The sequence below is a fragment of the Saccharothrix xinjiangensis genome (genome assembly GCF_039527585.1).
In the GTDB taxonomy this organism is placed as follows: Bacteria; Actinomycetota; Actinomycetes; order Mycobacteriales; family Pseudonocardiaceae; genus Actinosynnema; species Actinosynnema xinjiangensis.
Window position 1 is genome coordinate 315,314 of the sequence record NZ_BAAAKE010000005.1, and the last position, 19,132, is coordinate 334,445.

Below are 19,132 nucleotides of genomic sequence, written 5' to 3' on the forward strand. Positions count from 1 at the left end.
CCGGTCGGAGCACGGTGACCGGCGGTCCCCGGACCGCCGGCCAACGCCCGCGGAGCGCACGAACCCGAGAGACGCCCGCGGAGCGCGGGCGACCGGTCCGCGATTGTCGGACCCCGGGGGCACAATCCGAGGTGTGTTCGTCGCCGTGGTGGCCGATGCGGAGAACGCGGGACGGTTGTGCCCGCTCTCCGACTCCGGCGCGCCCGCCGGGCCCGTCGTCGAAGCGCCCGACCTCGCGGCGGCCGTGGCGGAGTTCGAGGCCCGGCACCGGCCCCGCTGGTTGTGGGCGGCGACCACCGAGGTCTACCCGGACCTGCTGGCGCGCGGGGTGCGGGTGGAGCGGTGCCAGGACCTGGGGCACGTCGAGCACCTCCTGCTGGCCTACCAGGAGCGGCACCGGGAGCCCCGGGGGTTGGGCGCCGCCCTCGCCCGGCTGCGCGGGTTGCCGGTGCCCGAGGACCACGGGCCGCGCAAGCGCGACACCCAGCCGACGCTGTTCGAGCCCGAGCAGGAGCGGTTGCCCGGTGGCGCCGACCCGCTGGAGGCGGTGGTCGCGGTGCACGGCGAGCAGCAGCGGGTGGCGGCGCGCCTGCCGCACGCGGACCGGTTGCGGCTGCTGTTCGCGGCCGAGTCGGCGAGCGCGCTGGCCGCCGCCGAGATGACGCACTTCGGCCTGCCGTGGCGGGAGGACGTGCACGAGCGGTTGCTGGAGGACCTGCTCGGGCCGCGGCCGGCGAACGGGGCGCGGCCCAGGGCGCTGGCCGAGCTGGTGGACCGGATCACGGCGGCGTTCGGCGGCAGGCAGGTCAACCCGGACCACCCGTCGGGGATCGTGCGGGCGTTCGCGCGGGAGGGCGTGGACATCCCGTCGACGCGGGCGTGGGTGCTCAAGCGCGTCGACCACCCGGCGGTCGAACCGCTGCTGGAGTACAAGGAACTGGCCCGGCTGTGGGTCGCGCACGGCTGGTCGTGGCTCGACGCGTGGGTGTCGGACGGGCGGTTCCGGGCGGACTACGTGGTGGGCGGCGTGGTGTCCGGGCGGTGGGCCACGCGGGGCGGCGCGGCGTTGCAGATCCCGCGCGTGCTGCGGACGGCGGTGCGGGCCGACCCGGGGTGGAAGCTGGTCGCGGCGGACGCGGCCCAGCTGGAGCCGCGCGTGCTGGCGGTGCTGGCGGACGACCGGGAGTTCGTCGGGGTGTCCACCGACGACGACCTCTACACGACGCTGGCGAACGAGGCCTTCGGCGGCGACCGGGACCGGGCGAAGGTCGCGATGCTGTCGGCGATGTACGGCGGCACGGGCGGCGAGGCCGCCCCGGCCATGGCCGTGCTCCGCCGCCGGTTCCCCGTCGCCGTCGGCTACGTCGAGGCCGCCGCCGTGGCCGGCGAGCAGGGCCGGGCGGTCCGCTCCCGACTGGGCCGCACCAGCCCGCTGCCGTCGGAGGCGTGGCGCGAGCTGACCGGCAGCGCGGACGACGACGAGGACGCGGTGCGCCGGGGTCGCCGCGCGGCCCGCGACTGGGGCCGCTTCACCCGGAACTTCGTCGTGCAGGCCAGCGCCGCGGACTGGACGGCGGCCCTGCTGGGCGCGCTGCGCCGCCGCCTCCACTCCACCGCGCCGGGCTCGCACCTGGTCTTCTTCCAGCACGACGAGGTCCTGGTGCACTGCCCGGAGGACCAGGCGGAGGTCGTGTGCGCCGAGGTCGCCGCGGCGGGTGAGGAGGCCACCCGCCTGGTCTTCGGCGACACCCCGGTCCGCTTCCCCCTCAAAGCCGTCCCGGTCGACACCTACGCCGACGCCAAGTAGCCACGCCGCCACCTAGCCGCCGCCTCCACACCGTCGTCGCCTCGCCGCCACCGGACCCGATGCGCACCGCGTTCGACCCGCGTTCGACCCCGCGACCCGCCCGTCCGGGCACGCCCGCGTCCCCTTTGAGCCGTTCGGGCTCTTGAACGATCATCGTGAGAGCGCTCTCATGAAAGCGCCGCCGCTTTCCCGTCGCAGAACACCAGTGACAAGGAGGTCACCGCCATGGCGCTCAACCTGAGCCGACGGCGGGTGCTCGCGACCGCTGCCGCCCTCATCACCGCCGTGCCCCTCGCCGCCCTCGCCACCGCCAACGCCTCGGTGCCGTCCACCCCGCCGGGCTGGACGCTCCAGTGGAGCGACGACTTCAACGGCCCGGCCAACACCCTGCCGTCCTCGCAGAACTGGATCTTCGACCTCGGCCACGGCTACCCGGGCGGCCCCGGGAACTGGGGCACGGGGGAGATCCAGAACTACACCAACAGCACCAACAACATCAAGCTCGACGGCGCGGGCAACCTGCGCATCACCGCGCTGCGCGACGGCGGCGGCAACTGGACCTCCGCCCGCATCGAGACCCAGCGGGCGAACTTCAAGCCGCCCGCGGGCGGCAAGCTGGCGATCGAGAGCCGCCTCCAGATGCCCAACGTCACCGGTCAGGCGGCGCTCGGCTACTGGCCCGCGTTCTGGGCGCTCGGCTCCCCCTACCGCGGCAACTACTGGAACTGGCCCGCCATCGGCGAGTTCGACGTCATGGAGAACGTCAACGGCATCAACTCCGTCTGGGGCGTGCTGCACTGCGGCGTGAACCCCGGCGGTCCGTGCAACGAGACCAACGGCCTCGGCGCGAGCAGGCAGTGCCCCGGCTCGTCGTGCCAGTCGGCGTTCCACACCTACCGGTTCGAGTGGGACGACAGCAGCAGCCCCAAGCAGCTCCGCTGGTACGTGGACGGCCAGCAGTTCCACAGCGTCAGCCAGAACCAGTTCGACGCCACCACGTGGAACAACATGACCAGCCACGCCGGGTACTTCCTGCTGCTGAACCTGGCCATCGGCGGCGCGTTCCCCAACGGCGTCGCCGGCCACGCCACGCCCACCTCGGCCACCGTGCCGGGTCACTCGCTGGTGGTCGACTACGTCGCGGTGTGGTCGACGGGCAACGGCGGCGGCAACCCGACCACCACCACCACGACCACCAGCCAGCCCGGCGGCAGCGGCTGGGACGCCTACTCCGAGATCCAGGCCGAGCAGGCGACCTCGCGCAGCGGCGGCACGATCGAGTCGGCCGACGGCGGTCAGGCGGTGGCGCAGCTGCGCAACGGCGACTCGCTGCGGTTCTCCGGCGTCCGGTTCGGCTCGGCCGCCGCGCGCCAGTTCTACGGCCGGGTGGCGTCCGGCGCGACGAACGGCGCGAGCGGCCTGGTCGAGGTGCGGTTGGGCAGCCCGACCGCGACACCGGTCGGCAGCTTCGCCCTCGGCAACACCGGTGGCTGGCAGAGCTGGCGCACGGTGCCCGCGAACATCTCGGGCATCACCGGCACGCACGACGTCTACGTCACGTTCAGCAGCGGCCAGCCCAACGCGTACGTGAGCGTGAACTGGATCAGGTTCGGCACGTGAGACCCGTGGCGGGCCGCGCACGCGCCTCCCCGGCGCGGCCCGCCACTGCCCGGCTATGGTCGCCGGGTGTACGTCGAACGCCCGTTCGCCGGCCTGGCGTGCGCCTGGCAGCGGACCACGACCCGCCCGGTCACGGGCCGCGTCGTGCCGGACGGCTGCACCGACGTCATGTGGTCGACGTCCGGCCGGCTGTTCGTGGCCGGGCCGGACACCCGGGCGCACCTGAGCGAGGGCGAGCCGGGCACGCTGCACGGCATCCGGTTCGGGCCGGGCGCGGGACCGGCCGCGTTCGGCGTCCCCGGCCACGTGCTGCGCGACCAGCGGGTGCCGCTGGCCGAGCTGTGGGGTCCCACGGCGAGGCTGGAGGACGAGCTGGCCGGGGCGGACGACCCGTGCGCGGTGCTCGCGGACGCCGCCCTGCGCCGGTTGCGGGAGTCGCCGCCGGACCCCGTGGCGGACGCCGTCGCCGCGGCCGTGCCGACCTCCAGCGTGGCCGGCCTGGCCGAGGACCTGGGGTTGTCGGTGCGGCAGCTGCACCGGCGCAGCCTCGCCGCGTTCGGCTACGGGCCGAAGGTGCTGCACCGGGTGCTGAGGTTCGACCGGGCGGTGGGGCTGGCGCGGCGGGGGGTGCCGTTCGCCGAGGTCGCCCACCGGACCGGCTACGCCGACCAGGCGCACCTGTCCCGCGAGGTGCGCGAGCTGGCCGGCGTGCCGCTGGGTCAGCTGATCCGGCCGTAGGCGCGCAGGGTCAGCAAGGCCTCGATCGTGACGATCGGACGCCACTCGTACGTGGTGACCGGGGTCCACGCCGGCCACGGGAACGTCCACCCGCCGTCCTCCTGCCGGCCGGCGACGAGGGCGTCGAGGTCCCGCTCCACCTCCTCGTCGCCGAACCAGCGCCGGGCGAGGCTGTCGGGGGTGGGCGCGTAGTGGTGCGGCTTGTGCGTCTCGCCCGCCGCGTAGCCCTCGTGCGCCCGACCTTCGCCGAGGTCGACCAGGCCCTGCTCCCGCACGAGCGCGCCCAGCCGCTCCGCCGCCGCGGCGGCGCGGTCCCGGTCGGGCGCCGCGTCGAGGAAGTGGGCGCAGGCGGCGGCCTCGTACGGGTGGGACTCGTCCAGCTCGTCGATGCGCCGCCAGCAGAACGCGGTGGCGCCGTCCAGCCACGGGTGCTCGGCGCCGGTCCGGTGCAGGACGCCCGCCAGCAGCGCGGTCATCAGCAGGTCGCTGTCCGCGGACACCTGCCACCACGGCGCCCTGGGGTGCCCGCTCGCGGTGGCCAGGCAGTTGGGCACGCCGCCGTCGGGGTTGGCGACCGAGGCCAGGAAGTCCAGGGCGCCGGGATCGGTCTCGCCGACCTCGTGCAGCAGCGACAGCGCCGTGAAGGTGTGCAGCGGCTGGCTGGTCGGCCCGCGCCCGTCGGGCTCCAGCGCGTGGCCGAACCCGCCGTCGTCGTTGCGGTGCGCGAGCACGGCGCGCACGACCGGTTCGGCGGGCCCGCCGTCGAACAGGAACGCGAACCGCCGCTGCTCCAGGACGCGCGCGTTGTGCCAGAGGAAGGTCCGTGCTGCTTCGATCATGCCCGGAACGGTAGGCGCGCGGTCACCGCCGCGTCTTGAACGGATCGGTCATCGCCGCTCGCGCAGCACCTCGCGGTTCAGCTCGGCCGGGCTGCGGTGCCCGGACAGGCCCAGGGTGAGGTCGAAGTCCGCGAGCAGGCTCCGCAGCACGTGCCGCACGCCGACCTCGCCGCCGTGGGCCAGGCCGTAGGCGAACGGGCGGCCGACCAGCACGGCCCGCGCGCCGAGGGCGAGCGCCTTGACGACGTCCGCGCCGCCGCGGACGCCCGAGTCGAACAGCACCTCGACCTGCTCGCCGACCGCGTCGGCGATCTCCGGCAGCACCTCCAGCGACCCGACCGCGCCGTCCACCTGCCGCCCGCCGTGGTTGGACACCACGATGCCGCTCACACCCGCGTCGACGGCCTTGCGCGCGTCGTCGACGTGCTGGATGCCCTTGAGCACGATCGGGCCGTCCCAGTGCTCGCGCAGAAACGACAGCTGGTCCCACGACTTGTCGGTGCCGGTGAACAGCTGCACCCAGCGCAGGATCGCCATCGGGGTGTCCTCCTCGGGCGGCGCGGCCAGGCCGGCCCGGAACGCCGGGTCGGAGAACGGGATGGCCGTGCCGACGCCGCGGATGAACGGCAGGTAGGACTGGTCGAGGTCGTGCGGGCGCCAGGCGAGCGTCCAGGTGTCGAGGGTGACCACGAGGACGCTGTACCCGGCCTTGCGGGCGCGGTCGAGGATGCTCGCCGCCACGTCCGGCTCGTTGGGCCAGTAGAGCTGGAACCAGCGGGCCGAGTCCCCGGCCGCCTCGGCGACCTCCTCGACGGTGTGCGAGGAGGCGGTGGAGAGGATGAACGGAATTCCCAGCTCCGCCGCTGCCCGAGCGGTGGCCAGCTCGCCGTCCGGGTGCAGGATCGACTGGACGCCGACGGGCGCGAGCAGCACGGGCGCGGGCATCTCGGTGCCCAGCACGGTGGTGCCGAGGTGGCGCTCGGTGGCGTCGGTGAGCATCCGCGGCACGATCCGCCACCGGTCGAACGCCTCGCGGTTGGCCCGGGCCGTCGCCCCGCCCCCGGCGGCCCCCGCCACGTACCAGAACGGCCCCGGCCCGAGGCGCTCGCGGGCGGACTCCTCCAGCGCGCCGGGGTCGGTGGTGAACGGCGGCACGTTGCCCGCCAGCCCCTGGAGGTAGATCTCGTTCTGGTACCCGGCGAACTGACCAGCCATTTTGTCCCTCATCCCCCGCTCAGGCCGTCTACAGGCCGTCTGCGGCACCGTCCGCGTCGTCGGTCTGCGGATCATGCTCGTGCCCCTCCGCGCCGCCCGCAAGTAATCGATTGCCCCGTGCCCCAGCGGCATTACGCTCCGGCCAATGGCCGAGAACGCGCTGACCATGATGGGACAAGCCTGGGAGGACCAGGCGCGGAATTGGATCGACTGGGTGCGCAGGCCCGGGTTCGACTCGTACTGGCGCTACCGCGACGCGTTCTTCGCGCTGGTGCCGGACGCCGGGCGGGCGACGCTCGACCTCGGGTGCGGCGAGGGCCGGGTGTCCCGCGACCTCGTCGCGCGGGGGCACCGGGTCACCGGCATCGACGCCTCGCCCACGCTGCTGGACGCGGCCCGGCAGGCCCACCCCGAGGGGCGGTACCTGGTGGCCGACTCGGCGGACCTCCCCCTCCCGGACCACGGCTTCGACCTGGTCGTCGCCTACAACGTGCTGATGGACGTCGACGACCTGCCGGGCACCGTCGCCGAGGTCGGCCGGGTGCTCGAACCGGGTGGCCGGCTCTGCCTGTCGATCACCCACCCGATCACGAACACCGGCAGCCGCCGGGACGGGCTGTTCGTCCTCGACCGCCCGTACTTCGGGCGCCACCGCTTCGAGGAGGAGGTCGAGCGGGACGGGATGCGGATGAGGTTCTCGGGGTGGAACCACCCGCTGAGCGCCTACACCGAGGCCATGGAGGACGCCGGGCTGCTCATCGAAGCCCTCCGGGAGCCGCGGGTCGGCGAGGACACCGTCCCGTGGCACCTGTGGATCAGGGCGGTGCGCCCGCGCTAGTCCGAAAAAGCCTGACTGACGCCCCGGCGAGGGGGCACGCGCCGACGACGCGTGCCCCCTTGCTCACTTCCGCCCCTCCAGCACGATCGCCACCGGCGCCGCCGTCAGCACCGTGGACGCCGTGCCGGCCACCAGCCCGATCAGCAGCGCCGTGGCGAAGTCGGCCAGCGAGCCGTCGCCCAGGACCAGCAGGGCGGCCAGCACGAACAGCACGCCGATGCCCGTGTTGACCGTTCGCGGCAGGGTCTGGAGCACCGCCGAGCTCATCACGCCGGGGAACGGGCCGCCCGACCGCCGCAGCTCCCGCACCCGGTCGAACACCACCACCGAGTCGTTGACCGAGTAGCCGATGACGGTCAGCAGGGCGGCCAGGAACACCGCGTCCGCCGTCTTGCCCAGCCACGCGAACGCGCCCACCAGCACGACCACGTCGGTGACCAGCGCGACCACCGTGGCCAGCCCGAGCCGCCAGTCGAAGCGGTACGCCAGGTAGGCCAGCTGCGCGGCCACGGCGACGGCCAGGGCGACGAGCGCGTCGCGCCGCAGCTCGTCGCCGAGGCTGGGGCCGATCAGGTCGTTGGTGAGCTGCTCCGCCCCGCCGGTCGCCCGGTCGACCGCCTCGCCGACCCGCACCGCGGCGGCCGAGTCGATCGGGCCGGTGCGGACGGACAGTCCGTCGCCCGAGGTGACCACGACCGCGTCGCCGAAGCCCGCCGTCGCCAGTTCCGCGCGGACGCGGCCCACCTCCGCCGACGCCGTGGCGAACTCCATCAACCGGCCGCCGGTGAACTCGACGCCCAGCTCCAGGCCGCGCGCGAACAACCCGGCCAGGGCGACCAGGAGCACCGCCGCGGCGGCGAGCAGCCAGCGGCGCGGGCGCCGGTAGAGCCGGATGCCCTTCGCGGTCAGCCACGTGCGGACCCGGCCGAGCGAGTGCAGGCCGCTCCACGACGGCTTCCGCTCCAGCAGCGGCATCGCCAGGTCCAGCAGCGCGCGGGTCAGCACCAGGGCGCTGAACAGCGACGCCAGCACACCGACGGACAGCGTCACGCCGAAGCCCTTGACCGGGCCGGTGGCCAGCCAGAACAGCAGACCCGCGGCGAGCAGGGTGGTGATGTTGGAGTCGGCCACCGCGCTCAGCGCGCCGCGGAAACCCCGGTCGACCGACCGCGGCAGGCGTTTACGCCGCGCGAACTCCTCCCGCGAGCGCTCGAACACCAGCACGTTCGCGTCCACCGCCATGCCGATCGCCAGCACGAACCCGGCCAGGCCCGGCAGGGTGAGCGTCGCGCCGATCGCCAGCAGCGCCGCGTACGACAGGGCCGCGTAGCCGACCAGCGCGAGCACCGCCACCAGGCCCGCCAGCCGATAGGCGAACACCAGGAACAGGCCGGTCAGCGCGACGCCGATGACGGCCGCCCGCGCGCTGGCCTCGATCGCCTCCGCGCCGAGCGTCGGCCCGACGGTCCGCTGCTCGACGACCTCCACCGGCACCGGCAGCGCGCCGGACCTGATCACCAGGGCCAGCTCCTCGGCCTCGGCCTGGGAGAACTGGCCGGTGATCCGGGTGCTGCCGCCGATCATGCCGGTGCCGCACGACACCGTCGCGTCGACCTGCGGCGCGGACACCACCTCGTCGTCGAGCACGAACGCGACCCGCCGCTTCGGGTCGCCGGGTGGCGAGCACGCCGCTCCGGCCGTGACGCGCTGCCAGGCGGACGGCGCGTCGCCCCGGAAGTCGACGCCGACGACGTAGCCGACGCCCTGGGCGTCGGGGGCGGCGCGGGCGCCGTCGATGCCCTCGCCGGTGAGCACGACCTCGCCGAGGGCGACCGCGTCGCCGGCGGGCGTCGGCACCTCACCCGGTCCGGTGACGGGTCGGACCTGGAGCTGCGCGGTGCGGCCGAGCACCTCGATGGCCTCGGTCGGGTCCTGGAGGCCGGGCAGTTCGACCACGATCCGGTGATCTCCGGAGCGGGCCAGGACGGGTTCGGCGACGCCGAGCTCGTCGACGCGGCGGCGCAGCACCTCCATCGCCCGGTCGGTGGCGTCGGAGGTGGCCTCGGCCGGGGTCTCCAACACGATCTGGGTCCCGCCGCGCAGGTCGAGGCCGAGGCGCGGTTGGACGGTGAGCAGGGTGAACGCGGACGCGGCGAGCACACCGAGGGACAGCAGCCCTCGGACGAGCAGTGCCCGCCGCGCGCTGGGGCGTGGCATGGGTGGGGAACCTCCGGGTGAGGTGAACGGGGTGGGTTCAGCTACCGGAGGTGGGGGGCGGCGCGCGCTCGCCGAGGGGCGACTGGCCGGTCCGCTCGGGACGGCGGTGGGTGGGGTCGACGACGTCGGCGCGCACGGGCGGCGCGGGCGTGGCGTGCACGGGCGGCTGGACGCCGTCCAGCGGCTGACCGAGGTGGCCCGCCTGCTGCACCGGGTGCGTCGAGGCGCCGCGGGTGGTGGCGCCGGCGGGCTGGGTGCCCTCCGCGGTGGAGGACACGGCGACCGCGTCGGACACGGGCGGGGTCGGGTGGGCGACGACGACGAAGCCGGCGATCAGCGCCAGCACCGCGAACAGCACGCGCCGGGTCATCCGCCCTCCTTCCCCCGGCCCAGGCTACCGGCCGCCGCGCAGGACGACGACGGCTCCGCCGAGCAGCGCGCAGAGCCAGGCGACCACCAGGGGCTGCGTCGTGCCCGCGCCGAGCAGGAGCGCGACCGACCACCCGGACAGCACCACCAGGGCGAGCCCGAACGCCGCCGCCACCACGGCGACCAGCGGCCGGCTCCGGGGCAGCCGGAGCAGCGCGCGACGCGTCCCGCCGCGTGCCCCCAGCAGCAGCCGCGCGACCACGGCGAGGCAGGCCGCGACCAGCGCGGCGGAGAACCACCCGAGCAGCGGCGTCGGCCGGGGCAGCGCCGCGAGCGTCAGCACCAGCCCGCCCGCGACCAGCAGCGCGGCCAGCCGGGACAGCGCGGGCCACACCAGGGCGTCGGCGGCGCCCAGCGCGTCGGCGGACGGCGCGGTCACGGGCGCGCCGCCGCGCTTGCGGCGCACCGTGGCGAGGTTGGCGCGCACGTCGTCGGCGTCGGGGTCGAGCCGCAGCGCGGTGCGGTAGGCGCGTTCGGCCGTGCCCCAGTCGCGCAGGCGCAGGGCCGCGTCGCCGAGCACCTGGTAGGGGCGCGCCTCGGTCGGCGCCAGCCTGGTCGCCTCGCGGGCCACCTCGACCGCCTCCCTGCCTGCCGCCTCCCCACCTGTCGCCTCCCGGGTGGCAGTCCCCCGACCGACCGGCTCCCGACCACCCGCGGCGAGGGCTTCGGCGAGCACGACCTGGCACCGCCAGTCGCCGGGTCGGCGGCGCACGCACTCGCGCGCGGCGACCAGCGCCTCGGTGTGGCGGCCGAGCTCGGTCAGCGCCAGGGAGGTCAGCCGCTGCGCCCACGCCTGGTCGCCGCCCAGCACCAGGGCGCGCTTCGCCGCGTCGGGTTCGCCCGCGTCGAGGTGCGCCGCGGCGAGCCGGCACCACGCCTCGGCGTGCAGCGGGTTCGCGACGAGGGCCGGGCGGAGCAGCTCGATCGCCTGGAGCGGCAGGCCGCGCGCGGTCAGTTCGGCGGCCCTCAGGACGACCGCGGCGATCGGCTCGGACATGGTCGAGAGTGTCGCAGCGTTCGACCGCCCTGCCTACGTGCCGCTCCCTCGCGGGCGGGGGTGGCGGGCTCCCCCCGTCCCACCACCCCCGCGGTGACGGGGCTGCCCCCTGCACAGTCCCGTCACCAGGTCCACAAGTCCGATCGCACCATCGTCCTTGCCGAGAACTTCTTGTCCCAGAAGATACGGGCAACCTTCGTTCCGAGTCAATACGTTCTTGTCCGAGAATATCTCGTGGCCGGGCGTATGATCCCCCACATGGACCTCGCCGCCCAAGCCGCCTGCGCCCAGCAGGTCAGCCTGAACTGGCTGCTGCACCGCGCGGCGCAGAAGCTGGGCGCGGCCATGCAGGAGGCGGCGGCCCGGCACGACCTCACCGCGCGCGGGCAGCTGGTGCTCACCGCGCTGTGCCAGGAGGACTTCCGGCGCACCCAGCTCGCCCTCGGCCAGGCGCTGGCCCTGGACAAGACCACGCTCACCGCCGAGCTGGACCGGCTGGAGCGGGCCGGCCTGGTCGTGCGCGAGCCCCACCCGCACGACCGGCGGGTGCGGGTGCCGGTGATCACCGACCGGGGCCGCGCCGTGCAGGGCGAGGTGGAGCGGCTGCACCAGCAGGTCGAGCGCGAGTTCACCGCCGGCCTGGAACCCGCCCAGTGCCGGGACCTCCAGGCGATCCTGGAGCGCCTCATCGCCTCCTGCCGCGGTCCGGACAGCGGGTCCTGCCTCTAGCCACGAGGCGTCACGTTCCCTGTCGGCGAGATGTCAATTTCCACGTTCGGGTGACCGGAAAGACGGCCGCGTGCGAGGCTGTGGCCGGCTCGGCGGGCTGCCGGCGGATTCCCCGTCACGGCGCCAACCCCCACGCGCCCCCCTGGTGCGGGCGCTCGGTCGGTCCGAGCGCACGTGTCGAGAAAGCTGGAGGTCAGGGGCCGTGGGCACACCCAAGGAGTGGCAGATCACCTGCCGCGACATCGCGTCCCGTCGTCGTGACATGACCGTCTTCGTCAGCCAGGGCCACGTGGTGGTGACCGTGCCGCCGGGCGAGGCCGCGGTGCTGACGCCGTTGGAGGTGGGCCGCCTGCGCGCGGCCCTGCGCGACGCGGTGGTGGACGCGTCCGACGCCCCGGACAGCTGACCGCGCGGGTTCCGAATTCACCCGAACCTCTTCCTACTCGCGGGTAGGTAATGTCAGTATCGGGTCGTGGGTACCTGCCGCGTCCTCCTGACCGAACCTTCCCGACCGACCTCGCGAGCACTCCGGTGAGGCGGCTCGTGGGCGCGCTGCGCGCGGTGGCGACGCTGGTGCGCACCGGCGTGGTGCGGCCGATGGCGCCGGGCCGGCTGCTCGGCGTGCTGGACGCCTACCTGCGCTGGGACCTCACCCTCGCGTTCGGCTACGCGACCGGCGCGGCCAGGCACCCCGACCGGGCCGCGATCGTGGACGACGCGGGCGAGCTGACCTTCGCGCAGGTCGACGAGCGCACCACCCGCCTCGCTCACGGCCTGCGCGACCTGGGCGTCGGCGCGGGCTCGAAGGTCGCCGTGCTGTGCCGCAACCACCGCGGGTTCGTGGAGACCGTGGTCGCGTGCGTGAAGGTCGGCGCGCACACCGTGCTGCTGAACACCGGCCTGAGCGCGGGCCAGGTCGCGACCGTGCTGCGGGAGCAGGACGTGACCGCGGTCGTCGCCGACACCGAGTTCCGCGACCTGCTGGCCCACGCGCCGCGCAAGGTCCGCCGGGTCATGGCCTGGGTCGAGGGCGCCACCAGGAGCCGCACCCTGGAGCAGCTGATCGAGGGGTCGCCCGCCACGCCGCTGCCCTCCCGGCCGCCGCGCGGCAGGCTGGTCGTGCTGACCTCCGGCACCACCGGCGCGCCCAAGGGCGCCAAGCGGCCCGAGCCCGCGAGCCTCGTGCCCGCCGCCGCGCTGCTGTCGCGCATCCCGCTCAGGGCCGGCGACCGGTTCTGCGTGCCCGCGCCGCTGTTCCACACCTGGGGCCTGGCCGCGTTCCAGATCGCCGTGGTGCTGGGCGCGACCCTGGTGCTGCGCCGCGGGTTCGACCCCGCGCTCGTGCTCGCCGACGCCCGCGAGCACCGCTGCGACGCGCTGTTCGCCGTCCCGGTCATGCTCCAGCGCGCCCTGGACCTGCCCGACCGGCCGGACCTGCCGGACCTGCGCGTCATCGCCTCCAGCGGCTCGGCCCTGCCGCCGCCGGTCGCCCGCCGGTGCCTGGCCGAGTTCGGCCCGGTCCTCTACAACCTCTACGGCTCCACCGAGGTGTCGTGGGTGACCATCGCCCGGCCCGACGAGCTGGCCCGGCACCCCGACACCGCGGGCCGCCCGCCGCACGGCACCCGGCTCGCGATCCTCGACGAGCGGGGCGAACCCGTGCCGCCCGGCGCGACCGGCCGCATCTTCGTGGCCAACGACATGCTGTTCGACGGCTACACCAACGGCGGCGGCAAGGAGGTCCGCGACGGCCTGATGTCGACCGGCGACGTGGGCCGCCGCGACGCCGACGGCCTGCTGTTCGTGGTGGGCCGGGACGACGAGATGATCGTCTCCGGTGGCGAGAACGTCTACCCGCGCGAGGTCGAGGACCTGCTCGCCGCCCTGCCCGGCGTGCGCGAGGTGGCCGTGGTCGGCGTGCCGGACGAGCGGTTCGGCCAGCGGCTGGCCGCCTACGTGGTGCGCGAGGAGCCGGGCGCGCTGGACGAGGACGCCGTGCGCGACCACGTGCGCGGCAACCTGGCGAAGTTCTCCGTGCCCCGCGAGGTGGTCTTCCTCGACGCGCTGCCGCGCAACGCCACCGGGAAGGTGCTCAAGCGCGAACTGGGGTGACGCGACCGGACCTCACGGGGAAGTTCCGGGACCTGACCGAGTCACCACGGGACCGCGCGCTCGTTGTGCGACAGAGGTGGGACGTCCGCGACGATCAGGTCGCCCGCTTTCACGGGCGTTGTCCGGTTGACGTGAGACAGAAGTGGGTGGTGACCAGCGTGACCCCGGTGTGCCATGCTCCGCTTGGACGCTTGCCCCCGCGTTCACGCGGACCTCGTCCGGCTGCCTACCCTGCCGACAAGCCGCTGCGATCGAACGGAGTTCGATGATGTTCGTGCACTCCCTGCGCAGAACCCTGGCCGTGCTGGCCGTGCTGGCCGGCCTCACCGCGTTCGCCGGCGCGCCCGCGGCGACCGCCGCCGAGGAGGGGACCTTCACGGCCCGGGTCTTCCAGGCGCCGTACGCCCCCCAGCCCTGACACCGCCCTCAAGGCCGGGTTCGCGCACGCGCGGGCCCGGCCTTGAGGCACAGTGGGTCAGGTGAGCAGCGAAGTCCTGCGCCTGCGTGCGCCGCGGCACCAGGTGAGCCGCAAGTCGATCACCCTGTGGACCCTGCACGCCCTGATCGGTTGGGCGGTGCTGCTCGTGCCGCAGCTGGTCGTGCTGATCTTCGTCCGGTCGCCGTGGCAGCTGGCCGCCGCGGTGGCGACCCTGGCGCTCGGCACGGCGCACACCGCGGTCATGCCGCGCTGGCGCTACCGGGTCCACCGCTGGGAGGCCACCCCGGACGCGGTCTACACGCTGGCCGGCTGGCTGAACCAGGAGTGGCGCATCGCGCCCGTCTCGCGCATCCAGACCGTGGACACCAAGCGCGGCCCGCTCCAGCAGCTGCTCGGCCTGTCCACGGTGACCGTCACCACGGCGTCGGCCGCGGGCCCGGTGCACATCGAGGGCCTGGACCACGCCGACGCCGTGCGGCTGGCCGACGAGCTGACCACGACCACCCAGGCCACGCCGGGTGATGCCACGTGACCTCGGCCGGGGTGCCCGCGGACCTGCCCGCCGACCTGCCCGCCGCGCCCGAGTACGCCGAGCCGGTCGTCGACTGGCACCGGCTGGACGTGCGGATGATCGTCGTCCGGCCGCTCAACGAGCTGGTGAACCTCGTGCCGGTGTTCGTCGGCCTGCTGGTGCTCGGCCGCGGCGAGACGTGGCGGCTGGCGACCAGCGCCGGCGTGGTCGTGCTGATCGTGCTGTTCGGCCTGCTGCGCTGGGTCACCACGCGGTACCGGATCACCACCGAGCAGGTGGAGCTGCGCACCGGCCTGCTGGTGCGCAAGCACCTGGCGGTGCCGCGCGACCGGATCCGCACCGTGGACCTCACCGCGAAGCTCGGGCACCGGCTGTTCGGCCTGTCCGCGATCCGGGTCGGCACCGGGCAGCGCGACCAGCCCGGCGAGGACGGCCTGACGCTGGACGCGGTGTCGTCGGCCGAGGCGGAGCGGTTGCGGGTGCTGCTGCTGACGATCGCGCGGTCGGACGCGCCCGCCGCGGGCGGCGGCGCGGAGGAACGGCCCGGCGAGGTGCTGTCCGGGTGGGACACCCGGTGGCTGCGGTACGCGCCGCTGACGCTGTCGGGCCTGGTGGCCGCCGGCGCGCTGTTCGGCTTCGTGCTGAACTTCACGCGCGAGCTGGACCTGGAGGTGCTCGGCCCGCTGACCGACGCCGCGCACCGGGTGGCGGACCAGCCGCTGTGGCTGACCGTCGCGGTGTTCACCGGCGTGGTGCTGGTGGTCGCGGTGGTGGGCTCGGTGCTGGTGTACGTGGTGCAGTTCTGGGGCTACCGGCTGACCCGGGAGCCGGACGACACCGTGCGGGTCCGGCGCGGCCTGCTCACCACGCGCTCGGTTTCCGTTGCGGAGCAACGGCTCCGCGGCGTGGAGCTGGTGGAGCCGTTGCTGCTGCGGGCGGGCCGGGGCGCGCACGCGAAGACGGTGACCACCGGCCTGGGCCGCAAGGGCGAGAGCAACCTGCTGCTGCCCGCCGCGCCGGTGGCCGAGGCGCACCGGGTGTCCGCGGCGGTGCTGCGCCTGGGTTCCCCGCCGACGCTGACGCCGCTGCGCCGCCACCCCGCGGCCGCGCTGCGCCGCCGGCTGGTGCGCGCCGTCGTGCCGCTGCTGGTGCTGGCGGCCGGCCTGGCGTGGTGGGCGCCGTCCTGGACGTGGCAGGTGGCGCTGGCGCTGACGCCGTTCTCGGCGGCGCTGGGCTGGGACCGCTACCGCAGCCTGGGCCACGCGCTGACCGACCGCCACCTGGTGGCCCGCGGCGGCTCGGTGATCCGGGAGACCGCGGTGCTCCAGCGCACCGGCGTCATCGGCTGGCGCGTGTCCCGCTCGTTCTTCCAGCGCCGCGCGGGCCTGGTCACCGTCACCGCCACGACCGCCGCCGGCGACGGCGCGTACTCCGTGGTCGACGTGGCCGAGGCGGACGGCCTGGCGCTGGCCGACGCGGCGGTGCCCGACCTGCTGCGGCCGTTCCTGGAGCGGCCGGGTCAGCCCGTCGAGCGGAACGTGGTGCGGTAGACGCTGGGCGGCACGCCGAGGACCGCGCTCATCTGCTGCCGCAGCGCGGTGGCCGTGCCGAAGCCCGCGTGCCTGGCCACCAGGTCGACGGTCAGGTCCGTGGTCTCCAGCAGGTGGCGCGCCCGCTCGACGCGCTGCTGGTGCAGCCACTTGACGGCGCTCATCCCGGTCTCCTCGTGGAACCGGCGGGTGAACGTGCGCACGCTCATCCGGGCGTGGTCGGCCAGCACCTTCAGGCTCAGCGGCGAGTCCAGGTGGTCCAGCGCCCACGCGCGGGTGGGCGCGGTGGAGGTGTCGCCCTGGTCGGGCACGGGCCGGACGATGTACTGGGACTGCCCGCCCGCGCGCCACGGCGGCACGACGCAGCGGCGGGCGGCCATGGTCGCGATGCGGCTGCCGTGGTCGTTGCGCACCACGTGCAGGCACAGGTCGATGCCCGCGCCGACGCCCGCCGAGGTGAGCACGTCGCCCTCGTCGACGAACAGCACGTCCGGGTCGAGGTCCACGTCCGGGAACAGGCGGCGGAAGTTCTCGGCGTGGCCCCAGTGCGTGGTGGCGCGGCGGCCGTCCAGCAGGCCCGCTGCGGCGAGCGCGAACGCGCCCGTGCAGATGGACACGATCCGCGCGCCCCGGGCCGCCGCCGCGCGCAGGGCGTCGCGCACGTCCTCTTCGAGCACGCCGCGCTCCAGGAGCGCGGGCTGGTGCACGCCGGCCACGACGACCGTGTCCGCCTCGGCCAGCACCTCCAGGCCGTGGTCCGGGGTGACGGTGAACCCGGCCGAGCTGCGGACCGGCCGGGCGCCGGGCGTGCACACCCGGACCCGGTAGCAGCGGCGCTCGTCCTCGTCCCGCGCCGCGTTGAAGATCTGCGGCGGGGTGCCCAGGTCGAACCCCACGACTTCGTCCAGCGCCAGCACGGCGACCAGGTGGCGACGGTCCATGGCCGGATCCTTGCACATATTGGCTATCGGGCCACTGTTCGGGCTCCGCCCCGCCGTGGAGGCTCGTCGCGTGATGCGAAGCAAGCAGAACTGGGCATGGGTGGTCGCGGGCGTGGCGTTCACCGCGCTCGTCGGCGCGGCCGCGTTCCGGGCGGCGCCGGGCGCGCTGATCCAACCCCTCCAGCGGGAGTTCGGCTGGTCCACCGGCGCCATCGGGCTCGCCGTGTCGGTCAACCTGGTGCTGTACGGCCTGACCGCGCCGTTCGCCGCCGCCCTGATGGAGCGCTTCGGCGTGCGCCGCGTGGTGGCGATCGCGCTGGCGCTGGTCTCCGTCGGCAGCGGCCTGACCGTCTTCATGACCACGACCTGGCAGCTGGTGCTGCTCTGGGGCGTGCTGGTCGGCCTGGGCACGGGCTCGATGGCGCTGTCGTTCGTCGCCGTCCTCACCGGCCGGTGGTTCGTCAAGCACCGCGGCCTGGTCACCGGCGTGCTCACCGCGGGCGGCGCGACCGGCCAGCTGGTGTTCCTGCCCGCGGTGGCCGCGCTGGCGGAGTCCTCCGGCTGGCGCTCGGCGTCGGTGCTGGTGTCGGTCGCGGCGCTGGCCGTGGTGCCGCTGGTGCTGCTGTTCCTGCGCGAGCACCCCGCCGACGTGGGCACGACGCCCTACGGCGGCGACGCGGTGACGCCCCCGCCGCCCGCCGCGCCCGGCAGCGCCCGCCGGGCCCTGGGCGCGCTGCGCGACGCCGCCCGCACCGGCCCGTTCTGGTACCTGGCCGCGGGTTTCGCCATCTGCGGCGCCACCACCAACGGCCTGGTCGGCACGCACTTCATCCCCGCCGCGCACGACCACGGCATGCCCACCACCACCGCCGCGGGGCTGCTCGCCCTGGTCGGGATCTTCGACATCGCCGGCACCGTGCTGTCCGGCTGGCTGACCGACCGCGTCGACCCGCGGGTGCTGCTGGCCGTGTACTACGCGCTGCGCGGCGCGTCGCTGCTGGTGCTGCCGCAGCTGTTCCAGGACTCCGTGCACCCGTCGATGCTGGTGTTCATCATCTTCTACGGCCTCGACTGGGTGGCGACCGTGCCGCCGACGGTCGCCCTGTGCCGCCAGGTGTTCGGCCTGTCCGCCCCGATCGTGTTCGGCTGGGTCTTCGCCTCGCACCAGCTCGGGGCCGCCCTCGCCGCCACCGCGGCGGGCCTGACCCGCGACCACTTCGGCGACTACGCGCCCGCCTGGTACGCCGCCGGGCTGCTCAGCCTCATCGCCGCGGTCCTGTCGACGAGGGTGCGGGCGGCGCGGCGCGGCGGCATCGGCGAGGACGTCGTGCCGGAGCCGGCGGGCGCGCGGGGGTCGGGCGACTAGGCTTGCGCCGGTGATGGATCGCCTGGTGTGGATCGACTGCGAGATGACCGGACTCGACCTCGGCAAGGACGCCCTGATCGAGATCGCGGCGCTGGTGACCGACGCGGAGCTGAACGTGCTCGGCGAGGGGGTCGACGTGGTGATCCACGCCGACGACACCGCGCTCGACTCGATGCCGGACGTCGTGGTGCAGATGCACGCCAGGTCGGGGCTCACCGAGGAGGTGCGCCGGTCGACCGTGACGCTGGCCGAGGCCGAGGCGCTGGTGCTGGCCTACGTCAAGGAGTGGGTGCCCGACCCGCGCACCGCGCCGCTCGCGGGCAACTCCATCGCCACCGACCGCGGGTTCATCGCCCGCGACATGCCCGAGCTGGACGCCCACCTGCACTACCGGATGGTCGACGTGTCGTCGATCAAGGAGCTGTGCCGGCGCTGGTACCCGCGCATCTACTACGCGCAGCCGGGGAAGGGCCTCGCGCACCGGGCGCTCGCCGACGTGCGCGAGTCCATCCGGGAGCTGGCCTACTACCGGCGCACCGCGTTCGTGCCGCAACCAGGCCCGACGTCGGAGCAGGCGCAGGCCGTCGCCGGCGAGCTCCTGGCCGCCGACCGCGTGGAATAGGGTCGATTTCAGACCCGGCGGCATGGCACTGTATGCTTCAGCCGCCGGGTCAACCGGTCTTGGTGGGTGTAGCTCAGCTGGCAGAGCACTGGGTTGTGATCCCAGGTGTCGCGGGTTCAAGTCCCGTCACTCACCCCAAGC

The 19,132-nt window shown here is 74.8% G+C and carries 18 protein-coding genes and 1 tRNA gene; 13 read left to right on the plus strand and 6 right to left on the minus strand.

Annotated elements, in window-relative coordinates; translation table 11 throughout:
* Window positions 1–133: 133 nt before the first annotated feature.
* The 3 genes from ABD223_RS14885 to ABD223_RS14895 all read left to right on the plus strand — a co-directional run bounded on the left by ABD223_RS14885 (window position 134) and on the right by ABD223_RS14895 (window position 4,165).
* On the plus strand, window positions 134–1,807 hold the full coding sequence (locus ABD223_RS14885; RefSeq protein WP_344036771.1) for a bifunctional 3'-5' exonuclease/DNA polymerase: 1,674 nt from the start codon (window positions 134–136) through the stop codon (window positions 1,805–1,807).
* 225 nt (window positions 1,808–2,032) lie between these two features.
* Entirely contained in the window at window positions 2,033–3,427 is a 1,395-nt protein-coding gene (locus ABD223_RS14890; protein WP_344036772.1) for a carbohydrate-binding protein, read from the plus strand.
* Between the two features lie 66 nt (window positions 3,428–3,493).
* Entirely contained in the window at window positions 3,494–4,165 is a 672-nt protein-coding gene (locus tag ABD223_RS14895; RefSeq protein ID WP_344036773.1) for a helix-turn-helix transcriptional regulator, read from the plus strand.
* On the opposite strand, the gene ABD223_RS14900 is transcribed toward ABD223_RS14895, so the two are convergent.
* Both ABD223_RS14900 and ABD223_RS14905 read right to left on the minus strand, forming a co-directional pair.
* Window positions 4,147–5,004 carry a hypothetical protein gene (locus ABD223_RS14900; RefSeq protein WP_344036774.1) on the minus strand — a complete coding sequence of 286 codons (858 nt, stop codon included), beginning with the start codon at window positions 5,002–5,004 and terminating at the stop codon, window positions 4,147–4,149. The two genes, ABD223_RS14895 and ABD223_RS14900, sit on opposite strands and share 19 nt — an antisense overlap.
* A gap of 48 nt (window positions 5,005–5,052) precedes the next feature.
* The gene (locus ABD223_RS14905) at window positions 5,053–6,219 is read right to left on the minus strand and encodes a lactate 2-monooxygenase (RefSeq protein ID WP_344036775.1); all 1,167 of its coding nucleotides are present in this window, start codon (window positions 6,217–6,219) and stop codon (window positions 5,053–5,055) included.
* Window positions 6,220–6,364: 145 nt separating this feature from the next.
* Between ABD223_RS14905 and ABD223_RS14910 the strand changes: the two genes are divergently transcribed.
* A complete protein-coding gene (locus tag ABD223_RS14910) occupies window positions 6,365–7,057 on the plus strand; it encodes a class I SAM-dependent methyltransferase (RefSeq protein ID WP_344036776.1) in 693 nt (230 codons plus the stop codon).
* A 63-nt stretch (window positions 7,058–7,120) separates the two neighbouring features.
* Here ABD223_RS14910 and secD read toward each other — a convergent pair whose 3' ends face one another.
* Genes secD through ABD223_RS14925 form a run of 3 tightly spaced genes read right to left on the minus strand, consistent with a single transcriptional unit; the run spans window position 7,121 to window position 10,700 of the window.
* Complete coding sequence (gene secD, locus ABD223_RS14915; protein WP_344036777.1) at window positions 7,121–9,274, minus strand: protein translocase subunit SecD; 2,154 nt, start codon at window positions 9,272–9,274, stop codon at window positions 7,121–7,123.
* Window positions 9,275–9,311: 37 nt separating this feature from the next.
* Window positions 9,312–9,644 (minus strand): hypothetical protein, encoded by a 333-nt coding sequence (locus ABD223_RS14920; protein WP_344036778.1) that lies wholly within the window; start codon window positions 9,642–9,644, stop codon window positions 9,312–9,314.
* A gap of 24 nt (window positions 9,645–9,668) precedes the next feature.
* Window positions 9,669–10,700: a tetratricopeptide repeat protein gene (locus ABD223_RS14925; protein ID WP_344036779.1), complete on the minus strand. Its 1,032-nt coding sequence runs from the start codon at window positions 10,698–10,700 to the stop codon at window positions 9,669–9,671.
* Window positions 10,701–10,958: 258 nt separating this feature from the next.
* Here ABD223_RS14925 and ABD223_RS14930 point away from each other — a divergent pair, with 258 nt between their 5' ends.
* From ABD223_RS14930 to ABD223_RS14955, 6 genes are all read left to right on the plus strand, one after another.
* Window positions 10,959–11,429 (plus strand): MarR family winged helix-turn-helix transcriptional regulator, encoded by a 471-nt coding sequence (locus ABD223_RS14930; RefSeq protein WP_344036780.1) that lies wholly within the window; start codon window positions 10,959–10,961, stop codon window positions 11,427–11,429.
* A 202-nt stretch (window positions 11,430–11,631) separates the two neighbouring features.
* A complete protein-coding gene (locus ABD223_RS14935) occupies window positions 11,632–11,835 on the plus strand; it encodes a hypothetical protein (protein ID WP_344036931.1) in 204 nt (67 codons plus the stop codon).
* Window positions 11,836–11,960: 125 nt separating this feature from the next.
* Window positions 11,961–13,541, plus strand: coding sequence for an AMP-binding protein (locus tag ABD223_RS14940; protein ID WP_344036781.1), 1,581 nt, complete (start codon window positions 11,961–11,963; stop codon window positions 13,539–13,541).
* Window positions 13,542–13,806: 265 nt separating this feature from the next.
* On the plus strand, window positions 13,807–13,959 hold the full coding sequence (locus tag ABD223_RS14945) for a hypothetical protein (protein WP_344036782.1): 153 nt from the start codon (window positions 13,807–13,809) through the stop codon (window positions 13,957–13,959).
* Between the two features lie 61 nt (window positions 13,960–14,020).
* A complete protein-coding gene (locus ABD223_RS14950) occupies window positions 14,021–14,512 on the plus strand; it encodes a PH domain-containing protein (RefSeq protein WP_344036783.1) in 492 nt (163 codons plus the stop codon).
* A 95-nt stretch (window positions 14,513–14,607) separates the two neighbouring features.
* A complete protein-coding gene (locus tag ABD223_RS14955; RefSeq protein ID WP_380646093.1) occupies window positions 14,608–16,062 on the plus strand; it encodes a PH domain-containing protein in 1,455 nt (484 codons plus the stop codon).
* On the opposite strand, the gene ABD223_RS14960 is transcribed toward ABD223_RS14955, so the two are convergent.
* Window positions 16,032–17,003, minus strand: a complete 972-nt coding sequence (locus ABD223_RS14960; protein ID WP_344036785.1) for a GlxA family transcriptional regulator — start codon at window positions 17,001–17,003, stop codon at window positions 16,032–16,034. The genes ABD223_RS14955 and ABD223_RS14960 overlap by 31 nt on opposite strands.
* 73 nt (window positions 17,004–17,076) lie before the next feature.
* Here ABD223_RS14960 and ABD223_RS14965 point away from each other — a divergent pair, with 73 nt between their 5' ends.
* From ABD223_RS14965 to ABD223_RS14975, 3 genes are all read left to right on the plus strand, one after another.
* Window positions 17,077–18,369 (plus strand): MFS transporter, encoded by a 1,293-nt coding sequence (locus tag ABD223_RS14965; protein WP_344036924.1) that lies wholly within the window; start codon window positions 17,077–17,079, stop codon window positions 18,367–18,369.
* Between the two features lie 10 nt (window positions 18,370–18,379).
* Entirely contained in the window at window positions 18,380–18,991 is a 612-nt protein-coding gene (gene orn / locus ABD223_RS14970) for an oligoribonuclease (RefSeq protein WP_344036786.1), read from the plus strand.
* Between the two features lie 62 nt (window positions 18,992–19,053).
* Window positions 19,054–19,129 (plus strand) — tRNA-His (locus ABD223_RS14975).
* The last annotated feature ends 3 nt before the right edge of the window (window positions 19,130–19,132 follow it).

Coding starts and splice junctions, on each gene's coding strand:
- ABD223_RS14960 (WP_344036785.1), bottom strand. CDS start 17,003: ATGGACCGTCGCCACCTGGTCGCCGTGCTGGCGCTGGACGAAGTCGTG.
- secD (WP_344036777.1), bottom strand. CDS start 9,274: ATGCCACGCCCCAGCGCGCGGCGGGCACTGCTCGTCCGAGGGCTGCTG.
- ABD223_RS14910 (WP_344036776.1), top strand. CDS start 6,365: ATGGCCGAGAACGCGCTGACCATGATGGGACAAGCCTGGGAGGACCAG.
- ABD223_RS14925 (WP_344036779.1), bottom strand. CDS start 10,700: ATGTCCGAGCCGATCGCCGCGGTCGTCCTGAGGGCCGCCGAACTGACC.
- ABD223_RS14955 (WP_380646093.1), top strand. CDS start 14,608: ATGATCGTCGTCCGGCCGCTCAACGAGCTGGTGAACCTCGTGCCGGTG.
- ABD223_RS14890 (WP_344036772.1), top strand. CDS start 2,033: ATGGCGCTCAACCTGAGCCGACGGCGGGTGCTCGCGACCGCTGCCGCC.
- ABD223_RS14905 (WP_344036775.1), bottom strand. CDS start 6,219: ATGGCTGGTCAGTTCGCCGGGTACCAGAACGAGATCTACCTCCAGGGG.
- ABD223_RS14900 (WP_344036774.1), bottom strand. CDS start 5,004: ATGATCGAAGCAGCACGGACCTTCCTCTGGCACAACGCGCGCGTCCTG.
- ABD223_RS14965 (WP_344036924.1), top strand. CDS start 17,077: ATGCGAAGCAAGCAGAACTGGGCATGGGTGGTCGCGGGCGTGGCGTTC.
- ABD223_RS14920 (WP_344036778.1), bottom strand. CDS start 9,644: ATGACCCGGCGCGTGCTGTTCGCGGTGCTGGCGCTGATCGCCGGCTTC.
- ABD223_RS14930 (WP_344036780.1), top strand. CDS start 10,959: ATGGACCTCGCCGCCCAAGCCGCCTGCGCCCAGCAGGTCAGCCTGAAC.
- ABD223_RS14945 (WP_344036782.1), top strand. CDS start 13,807: ATGATGTTCGTGCACTCCCTGCGCAGAACCCTGGCCGTGCTGGCCGTG.